Source organism: Halomonas sp. BC04, assembly GCF_000568385.1.
In genome coordinates, this window is sequence record NZ_AZQX01000182.1 from 1 (window position 1) to 14,738 (window position 14,738).

A 14,738-nucleotide genomic window follows, 5' to 3' on the forward strand; every position below is an offset into this window, starting at 1 on the left:
GGCGTCCGCCGCCCAGCGCTACCACGGCGAGCCCCACCGCACGAGTGTCCATGCGAGTGACCCGCCCGCTGCGCTCGGCGTATACGGGGCGAACGACAGGTGCCTTGGCAGGTACCGATCGTGGCGCTCGAGCAGGTCGGCAGGSCCTCCCAGTCCCGCCACCATGCGCGCGAAGCGCTCGGCGACCGCACCCGARGCGWGCSKTTCGTCGAGCCTGGCCAGGGCGGCTTCGAGGGACTCTTCGAGCCGCCCAGCCAGCAGCAGCTCGGCGGCAAGCGTTCGGGTTACCTCGAGCAGGCGGCCACTGCGCCTCTCCCCGGTKAGCAGCGCGATYGCCTCGCGCACCTCCACGGCGTTGCCGGCACAGGGTGCCAGCGGCTGGCTCATGTCGGTAAGCAGCGCGGTGGTCGGCGTGCCAGCGCGGCTCGCCACCTCGGCGATGGTCTGCGCCAGCTCGCGTGATTTTTCCGGCGTGGGCATAAAGGCGCCGCTGCCGCTCTTGACGTCCATCACCAGGGCGTCGAGGCCGCAGGCGAGCTTCTTGCCGAGTATCGAGCTGACGATCAGCGGCAGCGACTCCACCGTGGCGGTAACGTCGCGGATGGCGTAGAGCTCCTGTCGGCCGGCGCCAGTTCGGCGGTCTGGCCGACGATGGCCACGCCCGCCTCGCGCACCAGGGTGCGAAAGCGCTCCCGCGAAGGAGCGATGTCGTAGCCGGGTATCGCCTCAAGCTTGTCCAGGGTGCCGCCGGTGTGGCCCAGGCCACGGCCGGAGACCATCGGCACGTAGCCGCCGCAAGCGGCGATCCACGGCCCCAGCACCAGCGAGACGAGATCGCCAACGCCGCCGGTGGAGTGCTTGTCGAGCACCGGTCCCGGCAAACTCAGGTCATTCCACGCCAACACCTCACCGGAGTCGCGCACCGCCTCGGTCAGCGCCACCGTCTCGGCGGCGCTCATGCCGTTGAGAAAGATCGCCATGGCCAGCGCGCCCACCTGGGCATCGGAGAGGCTGCCGTCGCTGATGCCGCCCACCAGCTCGCGGATCGCCTCGGGCGAGAGCGCCTGGCCGTCGCGCTTGGTGCGGATCAGCTCCTGGGGCAGCGCTTGAGAACGCATCAATAGCCCTCCTTCGTGCCCTCGCCTTCCTCGATATCGAGGGTCGCGAGCAGGCTGCCGAGCAGCCCCGAGGCACCGAAGCGGAAATGCGCCGGGGTAACCCACTCGGCCCCATGATTCGCTCGGCAAGTTGCAGGTAGGCGGCGGCGTCCTCGGCGGTACGCACGCCGCCGGCGGCCTTGAAGCCCACGTCGCGCCCGCTTGCCTTGATCGCGGTGAGCAGGATCCTGGCGGCATCCAGGGTGGCATTGACGGCTACCTTGCCGGTGGAGGTCTTGAGGAAATCGGCACCGCCGTCGATGGCGAGCATGCCGGCCCGGTCGATCAGCCCCGCCTGCTTGAGCTCGCCGGTTTCAAGGATCACCTTGAGCACGGCATCGCCGCACTCCCGCTTGCAGGCGGCGACCAGTTCACGGCCTACCTCGGCATCGCCCGCCATCAGGGCGCGATAAGGGAAGACCACGTCGACCTCGTCGGCACCGGCGGCGATGGCCGCGCGGGTCTCGGCCGCAGCACGCTCGATGTCTGCGTCGCCGTGGGGGAAGTTGGTCACCGTGGCCACCTTCACCTTGCCGGCCAGGCCCTGCTCGGCCAGTGCATCCTGGCAGTACCGATGAAGGCGGGAAAGACGCACACCGCTGCCGGGTGCCCCGCCGGCGTATTGGCGCGGACGCACAGTTCGCGAATGACGGCGTCGCTGTCGTCGTCGTTGAGGCTGGTGAGGTCCATCAGCGTCAGGGCCTGGCGTGCGGCCTGCTCGAGCTCGGTCATGTCGCTACCTGTGAAATAGGATGCATCGAATACGGGTTCATCGAATGAAAGTGTACGCTCGTCATCAGGTCATCGCTGCCAGCGAGAGGAAGAAGCCGGCAATGGCGGCGGACATCAGGTTGGAGAGCGTACCCGCCAGCACCGCCTTGAGACCGAATCGGGCGATGTCGTGGCGCCGACTCGGCGCGATGCTGCCCAGCCCGCCCAGCAGGATGGCGATGGAGGAGAGGTTGGCGAAGCCGCACAGGGCGAAGGAGAGCACCGCCATGGTGTAGGGGGTCATTGCCTGCCCGGTGGCGGCTACCACCTGCTCGCCGTCCAGGTAGGGGGCCAGGTTGATATAAGCCACGAACTCGTTGACCACCAGCTTCTGGCCGATGAAGGAGCCCGCCAAGGTGGCCTCTTCCCAAGGCACCCCGAGCAGGAAGGCGAGCGGGGCGAACAGCCAGCCCAGTATCAGTTCCAGGCTCAGGGCCTCCATGCCGATCCAGCCACCAACCCCGCCCAGCATGCCGTTGACCAGGGCGATAAGCCCGATGAAGGCCACCAGCATGGCGCCCACATTGGCGGCAAGCTTGAGGCCCGAGGTGGCGCCGGCAGCCGCCGCGTCGAGCACGTTGGTGGGGTGGTCCTCCTCCTCTTCCAGGCGCGCCTCGGCCTTGGAGATGCTGTCCTCGGGCTCCTCGGTCTCGGGCATGATCAGCTTAGCGAACAGCAGCCCACCCGGCGCCGCCATGAAGGAGGCCGCCACCAGGTACTCCATGGGGATGCCGAGTGCCGCATAGCCTGCCAGCACGGCGCCGGCCACCGAGGCCAGACCGCCGCACATCACCGCGAACAGCTGCGACGGCGTCATGCGGGCGATGAAGGGGCGCACCACCAGGGGCGCCTCGGTCTGGCCGACGAAGATGTTGGCAGTGGCCGAGAGCGACTCGGTGCGCGAGGTGCCCAGCGCCTTCTGCAGGGCCCCGCCGATGATGCGGATCACCCACTGCATGATGCCGATGTAGTAGAGCACGGCGATCAGCGAGGAGAAGAAGACGATCACCGGCAGCACCTTGATGGCGAAGACGAAGCCGATGTTCTCGACATCGGCCAGGCCGCCGAAGAGGAAGTCGATGCCGTCGTTGGCGTAGAGCACCACCTGGCTGACGCCGGCGGAGATCGTCGCCAGCACCGCCTGACCGAAGGGCACGTAGAGCACGAAGGCGCCGATGCCCGCCTGGATGGCGAAGGCACCACCCACGGTCCGCAGGCGAATGTGCCGCCGGTTGGTAGAAAACAGCAGGGCAATGGCGATCAGCGTTGCCATGCCGACCAGGCTCATGATGGGAGTCATGGGAAGTCCTTCCAGTCGCACTGGGAGTGGGCTCGCCTGAGCAAGTCGAGCATCAAGGAATTGTTGTTGGTTTCCGGGACTAGCCGATTCGACAGCCGGTCTGGGAAATTTATAACATCAAATGTTATTTTTCCAACATTTTTTGCGTCAACACAGGGCCAGCCGGGGCCGAGCATGGGACTACCCCGACGCGCTGGAGTGGAAAAAGCGCACTACCTGGCTCAGCATAGGCCCCATCAGGGAAAGCGGAGGGTTCGATGAAGAAGGTAGAGGCTCGATGAACGGCCGAAGCGCCATGCGCCTGGCCCGGCTGCAGGAAACCTTGGCCAGAGGGGGTACGATCCACCTCAGCGAGGCGGCCCGACTCTGTGGTGTCTCCGAGATGACGATCCGCCGCGACGTCGCCGCCAGCGATGGCGCCATGGTGTTCCTGGGTGGTCGCCTGGTGATGGCGGACAACCCGCACTATGCCCCGGTCTACAGCGTCGATGAGCAGAAGGACAGCCATTTCCAGGCCAAGCGCCGCCTATGCGAGCAAGCCGCCGGTTTCATCGAGGAGGGGGATACGCTGTTTATCGACTGCGGCACGACCCTGCTGCCGCTGATCGGCCTGCTCGCCGGGCGCAAGCAGCTGACGGTGGTGACCTATGCGCTCAATGTCGCCAACGCGGTGAGCGTGCTGCCCGATGTCCGCCTGGTACTGCTCGGTGGAGTCTATTACCCGGCGTCGCAATCCTTCGGCAACGACGAGATGAGCCACTCCATTCGTCGCCTGGGAATCAATCGCGCCTTTCTCTCCGCCGCCGGCGTACACGAACAGAAGGGTGTGAGCTGCTTCCACTTCCATGAAGTCGCACCCAAGCAGGCTGCCATCGCCTGCGCGGCCCAGCGCCTGCTGGTGGCCGATGAAAGCAAGCTAGGCTGATTCGCCCCGCCTACTTCGCCCGGCTCGGCGACTTCGACGTGGTGATCACCGACGGCGACATGTCACCGGAACGCGGCGGCCCCAGGATCGTCGCCGCCTGACGGCGCCAGTCGCGATGCAAAGCAGCGCTCCAACAGCTGCTTTCTCCACGGAAGGGGCCACACCGCTGTAGGAGCAGCTTCAGCTCGCGACTGGAGGCCGCAGGCCTCCCCACGGTGTTGCCAAGGCTGGCGACAGCGCCAATGTCGAAGCCTCCGCCGGGTGCCTGCTGAGCCATATTCGTAATCAGGTAAGTTTCAGCCGCACTTGGACCAGCCACACCCGGCATAGCAGGTCGGGCACCCATCCATCATGATCAGCTCACCGCGGCACTCGGGGCAGTGTCCCACCACCGTGGGGCCCTCGCCCTTCTCTTTATCCTTGGCAAGAGCCTGCGCCTTGGCCTGCTGCTCTGCCCGGGCCTCCTCCTCGAGGGTGGGCGGCTGCCAGGGGTGGCCGTGGGTCAGGCGATGGGCGTAGCGGCTGACCAGCTCCTCCACCGACACCTGGTTGCCGTCCTGGTCGAGGAAGCCGCGCCGGTAGAGTATCTGCTGGATCGACCAGGCGATGGCCGCCACTTCCGAATCATGGAACATGGGCTTGCCCCAGCGGTTCATGCCGCAGCGAACCAGGCCCTTGTCCCAGGCCACCTTGCGCAGGTCGGCCACCGCCTGGGTGACGTAGCCACCGCGGGCGGCCAGCGACAGGCTGCGCATGGTGGCAGTGATCCACTGGTGTTCGCTGGAGAGCTGGCCGGAGGGGAAGAAGAACTCCACCGGACGCTCGATCACCACCCGCTTGCCGTCGAGCACGCCTTCCACCGGCATGAAGGAGACCAGCAGATAGACCTTCTTGCGGCCTTCGGCGCCGACGTAGGAGATCTTCTCGGAAACTGCCTCCAGGGTGCCCTCGGGACGCGACGGAATGCGCACCGTCAGCGGATTCTCATCCGCCAGGGGGGCTTCCTCCACGGCCTTCTTGACGCTGTAGGAGACGATCTTGGATTTAATTTCGACGGCCATCAGCGGGCTCCTGCGGAAAAGGGTTGAACGGCGTGCAACTGCTCGGGGCTGTTCCGTCGGCAAGCCTGCGAGGAGGCGCTGTGAATACCTCCCTGTACGCTACCGACACCACCCATGGTGTCGGACCTCCTCTTAGGCTTGCCCCCGGCGCCCCTCATTGCCGACAGTTGGAGGTGCACTGGCTTACCACTTTCCATAGGTGCCTTCCTTCAGCGCATCATAGAGGTTCGCCGCATTGTGCTCCTCGCCGTCGTAGACAACCTTCTCGTCGCCCGCCAGTTCCACTGTCTCGCCGTTTTCCAGTTCGAAGACATAGGTGGTGTTCTTGAGGTCATCCTCGCGCACCAGTACGCCCTGGAAGGCTTCCGGATTGAAGCGGAAGGTGGTGCAGCCCTTGAGCTTGCTCTCGTAGGCGTCCAGGTAAAGGTCCTGAAACTGCTCGAAGGGGAAGTCGGTGGGCACGTTGACCGTCTTGGAGATCGCCGAGTCGACCCATGCCTGGGCCGCCGCCTGCACCGCCACGTGCTGCTTCGGGGTCACCGCATCGGCGGTGATGAAATAGTCGGGCAGGTCGCTCTCCACCGCGTCGGCGGCAATGAAGTGACGATAGGCGGCCAGCTCGAAGGAGCACACTTCCACCTGCTCCTTGGTCTTCTTGCCCGCCTGGATGACATTGCGGAAGTAGCGGTGCGAGAACGAGGGCTCGATGCCGTTGGAGGCGTTGTTGCCCAACGACAGCGAAATGGTGCCGGTGGGTGCGATGGAGCTATGGTGAGTGAAGCGTGCGCCGTGCTCGGACAGCGCCGCCACCAGCTCAGGCTCAAGCTCGGCGATCTTCTGCATGTAGCGACTATAGCGGGCATGCAGGATGCGACCGGGGACCTTGTCGCCGACTTCGTAACCGTCCTTGGCCAGTTCCGGCCGCTCACGCAGCATCTTGGGGGTGATCTCGAAGTCCTCGGCAAGGATCGGCGCCATGCCCTTCTCGCGGGAGAGCTCCAGCGCCTGTTTCCAGCCTCGAGGGCCAGGTTGCGGCTCACCTCCTCGGTAAAGGCCAGCGACTCCGGCGAGCCGTAGGGAATCTTGAGCATGGTCAGGGTCGAGCCCAGGCCGAGGAAGCCCATGCCGTGGCGGCGCTTGGCCTCGATTTCGCTGCGCTGGCCGGCAAGCGGCAGGCCGCTGATCTCGACCACGTTGTCGAGCATGCGGGTGAAGATGGCGACCACCTTGCGGTAGCGATCCCAGTCGAAGCGCGGCTTCTTGCCGAAGGGGTCGATGACGAAGCGCGTCAGGTTCACCGAGCCCAGCAGGCAGGCACCCTCCGGCGGCAGGGGCTGCTCACCGCAGGGGTTGGTCGCCCGGATCTCCTCGCAGAACCAGTTGTTGTTCATGCGATTGACCTGATCGATCAGGATGAAGCCCGGCTCGGCGAAGTCGTAGGTCGACTTCATGATGGTGTCCCAAAGCTCCCGGGCCTTGATCACCTCGACGATACGGCAGGCCACGCGGCCTTCGTCATCGGTGGTGTAGCCCTCCTCGACCACCGGCCAGTCACGGTAGATCAGGTCGCCGGGCTGGACGTCGTCCTTCTCGCCGGCATGCAGCGGGAAGGCCAGCGGCCAGTCGGTATCCTGCTTCACCGCCTCGATGAACTCGTCAGTGATCAGCAGGCTGAGGTTGAACTGGCGCAGCCGGCCGGCCTCGCGCTTGGCCTCGATGAAGCTGCGCACATCGGGATGGCCGACATCGAAGGTGCCCATCTGGGCACCGCGGCGTCCGCCGGCGGAGGCCACCGTGAAGCACATCTTGTCGTAGATATCCATGAACGCCAGCGGGCCGTTGGTACCGGCACCGGCGCCGAACACGAAGGCGCCCTTGTGGCGCAGGGTCGAGAACTCGTAGCCGATGCCGCAACCCGCCTTGAGCGTCATGCCGGCATCCACCACGCTGTCGAGGATATCGTGCATGGAATCGCGGATGGTGCGCGACACGGTACAGTTGATCAGGCTCACCGCCGGCTTGTAGTCCTCGGCGCCGGCGTTGGACATGATACGTCCGGCCGGTATGGCGCCGTTTTCCAGCGCCCAGCGAAACTTCGGCAGCCAGGCGTCGGCCTGGTCTCCTTCCACCACCGCCAACGCCCGGGCCACACGATCCCAGGTCTCTGTCACGTCCTTGTCGACCGCCCGGCCATGACGATCCTTGAGGCGGTACTTGGCGTCCCAGATATCACGGGAAGGCACCTGCAACGGAACCTCATTGGATGTCTTGACGGCCTTGGTGGAAGTACTCATGTCGGCTTATCTCCGCCTGCGTTGGCTATGTTCGTTAACAAAAGAAACCTCAATCATCGCGGCGCGCCGCTCGCTCCAGGCGCACCAGCCAGTCACCCAGCCGCCCCTGGGCCAGCCCCTCTTCGCGACTGTCCAGCAGGTTCTTGACCGTCAGCCCCAGCTCGGTGTCACCCTCGATCAACAGCCGGCGCTGAAAGAACAGGGCATCGGGGTCCTCGCGCCGGGTGGCGAGACAAAGGAACTCGCGCCAGCCGCCCCGGATCGTCGCTTCACCGGCCTCGCGGCTCAGTACCAGCCGCTGGTTCTCGAGGGTCAGGGTCAGCAGGACGCCCAGGTCATCCACATGCAGCGTGATGCGTCGACCTTCCAGGGCATCGAACTCGCCCTCTTCCAGGGGCTCGGCAAAGGTGCGGTTGAGCACCGGTTCGATCACGTGGCGCTTCAGTGTCAGGGGTACCCGGGGGTCGATGGCACGGATCAAGCGGGACGGGGCGGGCGGACGCGGCAGAAGTGACAGGGGCAACGGAAGCATGACTACTCTCCAGTGGTGTCGAACCGGCCAGCGGGGTCGAACCGGCCAGTGGGATCGAACCGATGAATCGGGCTGCGGCCATGGCGGCCGAAGAACCGTCCATCCTAGGCACGATACCGCACGTCTGCACTGATGTGTGTCAAGCTCGTGCCACTGCCCCGACCGAGGGCCTGTGTACCATATATAGCTCACGGAATCCGATCAAGCACCAGATGTAGCGTTTATTTTCAACGCTACCTCTTGCATTTCGCTAACTATTTGATCCCTAAACGGCGCGCAAGTTTATGCAGATTACTGGGATCGACACCCAGTCGACGCGCAGCCGTGGCCCAGTTGTCGTGGCTGACCGAGAGGGCATGACGGATGGCGCGCCGCTGGGTCGCCGCGACCTGGGTTTTCAACGATTCACCGGTCATGGCGACTTCCGGCTCGGCCTGCCCCCCTTGCGATGCCTCGGCGGTCATACCGCTTGCGAGATCGAGCCACTCCGGGACCAGGGTGATAATTTCATCACGCCGCGCTCCCTGGCCCAGCGCCTTGATCGCCGCCCGGCTGATGACATGCTCGAGCTCCCGCACGTTTCCCGGCCAGCCATAGGCGCACAGCGCCCGCTCGGCCTCCGGCGAGAGGCGCAGGCTGCGCACCCCGAGTCGCGTGCGATTGATCTCGAGAAAATGGCCGGCCAGTACCAGCACATCCCCCTCCCGCTCACGCAGCGGCGGGATCGCCACCGGATAGACCGAAAGACGATGGTAGAGGTCGGCGCGAAAGTGACCGTCGCGCACCCCATCGGCCAGGTGCCGATTGGTGGCGGCGAGGATGCGGACATCGACCTGGCGTGGCGTATCCTCTCCCAGCCGCTGCACCTCACCATTCTGCAGCGCTCGCAGCAGCTTGGCCTGGACGCTTAGCGGCAGCTCACCCACCTCGTCGAGGAACAGGGTGCCTCCGTGGGCCGCCTCGAAGCGCCCCGCTCGGTCGCTGACGGCCCCCGAGAAGGCGCCCTTCACGTGACCGAACAGTTCGCTTTCTGCCAGCGACTCGGGCAGTGCCGCGCAGTTGACCTGCACCAGCGGCTGCAGGCGCCGCGGCGAGCGCTGGTGCAGGCGCCGGGCGAACAACTCCTTGCCCACGCCGGTCTCGCCACTGAGCAAGACCGGCAGCCCCGATTCGGCCACCACATCGAGCTCCTGCAGCAGGCGTTGAAGTGCGGCACTGTGGCCGAGAATCTCCCCGCCGACGCTGGGCTCGACGGGCACCACCCCGCCGCCATGGTGTGCCATGTGCAGGGCCCGCAGCTCTTGCTCCATGCGCGTCACCCGTACCGCGGCCTCCACCAGCAATGCATAGCGAGCCAGTGCTGCACGAGCCCTGGCATCGAAGGTGCCGGCCACCAGGGCATCCAGGGTCAGTACGCCCCAGGGCTGGCCTTCCACATGCAGGCTGATGCCCATGCAGTCATGTACGTGCAAGGGTTCGCCGGGACGCTGCTCCACCAGGCCGTCATAGGGGTCGGGCAGGGTGGAGTCGGGGGGGAAGCAGGTGGTGCTGCGACTGGCCAGTATCGTCGCCAGCCGCGGATGACGGGCCACCTCGAAGCGGCGCCCAAGGGCCTCGCGCACCAGACCGTCCACTGCCACGGGAGCCAGGATCCCCTGCTGCAAATGCAGCAGGCACACCGCACCACAGCGAAACTCCTCGCGAAGGGTGCGAACCAGTCGCTGCAGTCGCACGGCGCTGGGGAGGTCGGCGGCCAGGTCGGCCAGCAGGCTATCGTCGAGCATGGTAATTATGACCATATAAAGGTAATTAATACCCTATCTGGACAAGGTAAAAATTACCATCATTATTGCAAACCACTGTTGTTAAACACCTATAATCATGGCACGGGGCTTGCATTATCAACAGCAGTGGAAGGTAAGTTAAACCAGACACCGTCTCCCTACTGCATTGAGGAAGTCACATGAACCTGCTCGAACAACCCGTCGGTCGCCTCGCCCTGGACCTCCCCGGAGCCACCCGGGTCTTTCACCAGAATCGCATCGACTTCTGCTGTGGTGGCCGCCTGAGCCTGCAAGCCGCCGCCGAGCAGGCCGGCGCCAATCTCACCTCGCTCGTTTCGGCGCTGGAAGCCCTGCCCGCCGGCAACCCGGACCAGCGCGACTGGCAGTCGGCCAGTAACGACGAGCTGATCGATCATATCCTGACCCGGTACCATGACGTGCATCGCCAGCAGCTGCCTGAGCTGATCCGCATGGCGCGTCGTGTGGAGCAGGTACATGGCGAGCGCGACACCTGCCCCAATGGGCTGGCCGACTTACTCTCGGTCATCTTCCAGGAGATGGAGAGCCACATGCAGAAGGAGGAGCAGATCCTGTTCCCCATGCTGCGCAGCGGCATGGCCGCCCAGGCTCAGGGGCCGATCGCGGTCATGCGCCAGGAGCACGACGACCACGGCGAAAATCTCGACGAGGTCATGGCGCTGACCGACAACATCACACCCCCCAAGGGGGCCTGTACCACCTGGCGTGCGCTATATACCGGTCTCAACGAGTTCCGCGAAGACCTGATGCAGCACATTCATCTGGAGAACAATTTGCTGTTCGAACGGGCCGGCTGAGGAAACACTGCACAAATGCCTGCGCGAGCGAATCGCTGCGTTGCGCGGTGCTCGGAATCCTCACATATACCCCATATGCTCCGGTTCCTGTGCTCCGTGCGCCTTGCGCATCATCTCGCTCGTCGATTTGTGCAGCGCTTCCCTAAGCACACCCCGCTACGCAAACGGCGCCCCGCGGGGCGCCGTTTACGTTGGTCATCTCCTGGCCATCAGACCGTGCGCGAGAAGCGCCCTTCATTAGGCCTCAGGTAGGCATCGAAGGCCATGGCCATATTGCGCATCATCAGTCGCCCGGCGGGCTGCACCTCGATTTCACCGTCACGGATCGCCAGCAGACCGTCGGCCTGCATCTCCTCGAGTTGATCCAGCGCATCGGCAAAATAGTCTCGGAAAACGATGTCGTGTCGCGCTTCGATGTCGCCGAACACGATCCGTCCGTGGCACATCAGGGCATTGATCACATCGCGACGCAGCCGGTCATCGTCGTTGAGTCGATAGCCTCGCATGACCGGCAGCCGCCCCTCCTCGAGCCGGTGCTGATACTGGGCGGTCTCCTTGACGTTCTGGCTGTAGCTGTCCCCCACCTTGCCGATGGATGTGATGCCGAGCCCGATCATGTCGCAGTCCGCATGGGTGGAATAGCCCTGGAAGTTGCGCTGAAGGGTGCCGTTCTCCTTGGCCAGGGACAGCTCGTCCTCGGGCAGGGCGAAGTGATCCATGCCGATGTAGACGTAGCCGGCCGCGGTCAAGCGCCGAATGGTCAGCTCGAGCAGCTCAAGCTTGCGCTCCGGCGGCGGCATGTCCTCGGGGCGGATGAGCCGCTGGGCCTTGAACAGGTCCGGCAGGTGCGCATAGCTGTACGCAGCGATGCGATCCGGGCGCAGCGCAATGATCTTGTCCAGGGTGGTATCGAAGCTCGCCACGGTCTGCAGCGGCAGGCCGTAGATCAGGTCGACGCTGATCGACTCGAAGCCGGCGTCGCGGGCTGCCTTGACCAGCGACACCACCTGCTCCTCGCTCTGCACGCGATTGACGGCTTTCTGCACATCCTCGTCGAAGTCCTGGACACCGAAGCTGAGACGGTTGAAGCCCAGGTCATGGAGTTCATGGATCTGATCGGGGGTCACCGTACGCGGATCCACCTCCAGGGAAAACTCGCGCTCTTCCACCGGCGCGAAGTGGAAAGCCTCGTCCAGTGCCGCCATCAGCTCCCCCAGCTGGGCATTGCTCAGGTAGGTGGGCGTACCGCCGCCAAGATGCAGCTGGGTCATGCGCCGTGTCTCGTCGAACAGCGCCCCCTGGGCCTCGACCTCACGCTGAAGCCAGGCCAGGTATTCCGCCGCCCGGTCGGTATTGTGGGTGATGATCTTGTTGCAGGCGCAGTAGTAGCAGAGGCTCTTGCAGAAGGGGATATGCACGTAGACCGACAGCGGCTTGGGGGCGGCGACCCGGTTGCTGCGCTCGGCGGCGGCGCGATAGTCATCTTCGGCGAAGGCCGCATGGAACTGGGGCGCCGTGGGATAGGAGGTATAGCGCGGCCCCGGACGGTCGTACTTCTCCACCAGGGGGCGATTGAACAGCAGATCGTCTTGCATGATCGAAAACAGCCTCTTGATAAGGGGGCATGGCCATTGCCTATGCCACCAGTATGACATCGGCGAAACGTGTCGTCTGCGTGCGCCCGCCCGACTCTTGTCCGTGATCAATTACCGGGACGCGTTTGTACTGGCCGACCGGTAGGGAGCCGCGCCAGCCAGTAGCGCAGCCGCCAAGCCACCAGCAGCCACGCCAGGCTCCAGAGCAGTGCCGACCCCCATAGGATGACCAGCCAGGCACTACCGGCCTCCAGCGCCCAGAGCCGCAGAATGGCGGCGGTGGCAAACAGCCCGGCCAACGGCACCAGCGCCCACTCCGACTCGGGCCGCTGCCTGGCGCGCAGTATCACGTGGCGCAGCATGATGACGCTGGAGAGCGTGCCCAGGGCGGCAATGGTAAAGATGTGCAGCGCCGTACTCGCATGCACCGGCACCCACCAGGTGCGAGCCAGCAGCAGAAGCCCGATGCCGAGCCAGGTATAGCCCAGCATCAACACCAGCAGGTCCGGGCGCTCGCGGCAGCGGCCAGGTCCCCAGCGCATCACACGCCACAGCACCAGCAGCCCSGCCGCCAGCACCAGTCCCGCCGCCAGCGGTCGCAGAGTCGCCCACAGCATCATGAAGGGCGAGAGCCCCAGCAGAATGATCAGTGCCGACTCGATTTGCGGTTGCACGCCGGCTCCCGCTAACCGATCGCGGCTCGACAGGTAGCCATTGACGGCCGGCGCGATGATCCGCCCGCCCATGAAGGTCATCAGCAATACCAGCCACAGCACGCTCTGGTGCATCAGCGGTGCCGTGGTCGGCATGTCATCCAGGTAACGCCAGGTCAGCGTCACCACTGCCAGCAGGCAGATCAGTCCCAGCAGCGGGGAGAGAATACGGTTGCGCCACTTCTTGGCGGCGAGGAATCGGGGCACCAGCAAGCCGGCCAGCCACAGGGCAAAGAGCGCATCGGCCAGGGTTGCCAGCGCGCCTCCCGGCCAATCGAGGATGCCCAGCCGACCCACCAGCCACAGGCCCACCAGCCCCCCCTGCAACCGCCGTGACAGCGGCCCTAGCAGATAGCCGGCGATGACGGCCAGGGCGAAGCCGAACAGCAACTCACGGGCATGGGCGGCCGGCGACGCCAGCTGCGACAAGATGTCCCACCCATGGTAGAGGGCGAGCAGCGACAGCGGCACCACCAGCGCTGCGTGCAGTGCTGCCAAGGGAAAGAACCAGCGCCAGGCCGGCTGTCGCAGCGCGGTGGATACAGGCTTTCGCCTGGTCTCTGGCGCGAAGAATTTTGCATTGCTCTTAAACATGCATATAAAATACTCCTTAGTTTACCCACTGCCAATCCGCGAGGTCGATATGACCAACATGGTTTCGCGTTTTGCCTGGCGCACCCTGGCCTATGGCTGCATCGGCCTGGGGACTGCGGGTATCGTGGTGCCGCTGCTGCCCACCACGCCATTCCTGCTGGTGGCCGCCTGGGCTGCCCCCAAGGGGTCGCCGCGCCTGGCACGCTGGCTGTGGCAGCACCCCCGTATCGGCCCCACCCTGAATGCCTGGCAGGCGCAGCGCGCCATTCCGCGCAGGGCGAAGCGGCTGGCGGTGATGCTGTTGGCATTCAGCTGGCTGGTGCTGTGGCTGGGAAGCGCGCCGCCCATGGTCCTGGCGCTGACGGCGTTGATGTTCTGCGGTGTGGCCACCTTCGTGCTGACGCGACCCGATGCCGCACCCTCCCGCCCTGCGGGGTTACCGGAGCTTAATTCCAGAGTACGATGACGTTAATACATTTTATTTGACTCTTATCAAGCCTCTGACAACGGGATAACCCATGCACCTGACCCGGTATACCGATTACGCGCTGCGTGTCCTCATCTACCTCGCCGTCAAGGGCGAGGAGCGTGCCACCATTCATGAAATTGCCGAAAGCTTCGGCGTGTCGCGCAACCACCTGATGAAAGTGGTACAGGATCTCAGCCACCGCGGCTACATCATTACCATACGCGGCAAGAACGGGGGTATGCTGCTGAACCGCTCCCCTGAAACCATCTCGCTGGGCGGCCTGATTCGCGATACCGAGCATGAGCTTGGCCTGGTGGAGTGCTTCCGAGATTCGAATGAGTGCGTCATCACGCCGGCCTGTCGCCTCAAGCCGATCCTGAACGAGGCAATGGCTGCGTTCATGGCCGTGCTGGATAGCTATACCCTGGCCGACGTATTGGGCCGACGTCAGCCACAGCTGGCCAAGCTGATGCAGATTCCGTCAACACCACAATAGATTTGCCGATGCTTGCTGTTGGCATGGCAATATTGGCAATAGCATCGAAGGCAGTCTGGAGATGGGCCTGACCCAAGTAACGACTGGCTTCACTGTCAACCCGTACCAACCGTGACCTCGCTATACCAGGAGAACCCATGAAAAAAGTGACTGCCGCCCTGTTGGCCGGCGCTGCCGCCCTCGCCTTCACAGCCACAGCCCAGGCCGAGCC

Annotated in this window: 10 protein-coding genes and 3 pseudogenes; 4 read left to right on the plus strand and 9 right to left on the minus strand. The window is 64.7% G+C overall.

Annotated elements, in window-relative coordinates:
• The 3 genes and pseudogenes from deoA to Q427_RS13090 form a co-directional block, all read right to left on the minus strand.
• Positions 1 to 1,118, minus strand: a pseudogene (gene deoA, locus Q427_RS13080) (thymidine phosphorylase); the annotation flags it as partial.
• A pseudogene (gene deoC, locus Q427_RS30130) lies at positions 1,118 to 1,889 on the minus strand (deoxyribose-phosphate aldolase). The pseudogenes deoC and deoA, both read right to left, overlap by 1 nt.
• 64 nt (positions 1,890 to 1,953) lie before the next feature.
• Entirely contained in the window at positions 1,954 to 3,228 is a 1,275-nt protein-coding gene (locus tag Q427_RS13090; RefSeq protein ID WP_043514545.1) for a NupC/NupG family nucleoside CNT transporter, read from the minus strand.
• A 277-nt stretch (positions 3,229 to 3,505) separates the two neighbouring features.
• On the opposite strand from Q427_RS13090, the gene Q427_RS13095 reads away from it, so the two are divergent.
• On the plus strand, positions 3,506 to 4,153 hold the full coding sequence (locus Q427_RS13095; protein ID WP_331280635.1) for a DeoR/GlpR family DNA-binding transcription regulator: 648 nt from the start codon (positions 3,506 to 3,508) through the stop codon (positions 4,151 to 4,153).
• Between the two features lie 296 nt (positions 4,154 to 4,449).
• Here the strand turns inward: Q427_RS13095 and Q427_RS13100 are convergent, their stop codons facing one another.
• From Q427_RS13100 to norR, 4 genes and pseudogenes are all read right to left on the minus strand, one after another.
• Positions 4,450 to 5,214 (minus strand): hypothetical protein, encoded by a 765-nt coding sequence (locus Q427_RS13100; RefSeq protein ID WP_043514547.1) that lies wholly within the window; start codon positions 5,212 to 5,214, stop codon positions 4,450 to 4,452.
• A 183-nt stretch (positions 5,215 to 5,397) separates the two neighbouring features.
• Positions 5,398 to 7,508, minus strand: a pseudogene (locus Q427_RS13105) (adenosylcobalamin-dependent ribonucleoside-diphosphate reductase).
• 49 nt (positions 7,509 to 7,557) lie between these two features.
• Entirely contained in the window at positions 7,558 to 8,040 is a 483-nt protein-coding gene (ubiT, locus tag Q427_RS13110) for a ubiquinone anaerobic biosynthesis accessory factor UbiT (protein ID WP_051496351.1), read from the minus strand.
• 254 nt (positions 8,041 to 8,294) lie between these two features.
• On the minus strand, positions 8,295 to 9,824 hold the full coding sequence (gene norR / locus Q427_RS13115) for a nitric oxide reductase transcriptional regulator NorR (protein ID WP_043514556.1): 1,530 nt from the start codon (positions 9,822 to 9,824) through the stop codon (positions 8,295 to 8,297).
• Positions 9,825 to 10,003: 179 nt separating this feature from the next.
• On the opposite strand from norR, the gene ytfE reads away from it, so the two are divergent.
• Positions 10,004 to 10,660, plus strand: coding sequence for an iron-sulfur cluster repair protein YtfE (gene ytfE, locus Q427_RS13120; protein WP_043514549.1), 657 nt, complete (start codon positions 10,004 to 10,006; stop codon positions 10,658 to 10,660).
• Between the two features lie 209 nt (positions 10,661 to 10,869).
• Here ytfE and hemN read toward each other — a convergent pair whose 3' ends face one another.
• Together hemN and Q427_RS13130 are read right to left on the minus strand one after the other, a co-directional pair.
• Positions 10,870 to 12,255 (minus strand): oxygen-independent coproporphyrinogen III oxidase, encoded by a 1,386-nt coding sequence (gene hemN, locus Q427_RS13125; RefSeq protein WP_043514551.1) that lies wholly within the window; start codon positions 12,253 to 12,255, stop codon positions 10,870 to 10,872.
• A 107-nt stretch (positions 12,256 to 12,362) separates the two neighbouring features.
• Positions 12,363 to 13,562: an NnrS family protein gene (locus Q427_RS13130; protein ID WP_081785988.1), complete on the minus strand. Its 1,200-nt coding sequence runs from the start codon at positions 13,560 to 13,562 to the stop codon at positions 12,363 to 12,365.
• A 49-nt stretch (positions 13,563 to 13,611) separates the two neighbouring features.
• Here Q427_RS13130 and Q427_RS13135 point away from each other — a divergent pair, with 49 nt between their 5' ends.
• Positions 13,612 to 14,028, plus strand: coding sequence for a YbaN family protein (locus Q427_RS13135; RefSeq protein ID WP_051496352.1), 417 nt, complete (start codon positions 13,612 to 13,614; stop codon positions 14,026 to 14,028).
• A 52-nt stretch (positions 14,029 to 14,080) separates the two neighbouring features.
• Positions 14,081 to 14,527 (plus strand): Rrf2 family transcriptional regulator, encoded by a 447-nt coding sequence (locus Q427_RS13140; protein ID WP_043514552.1) that lies wholly within the window; start codon positions 14,081 to 14,083, stop codon positions 14,525 to 14,527.
• Positions 14,528 to 14,738 lie beyond the last annotated feature (211 nt).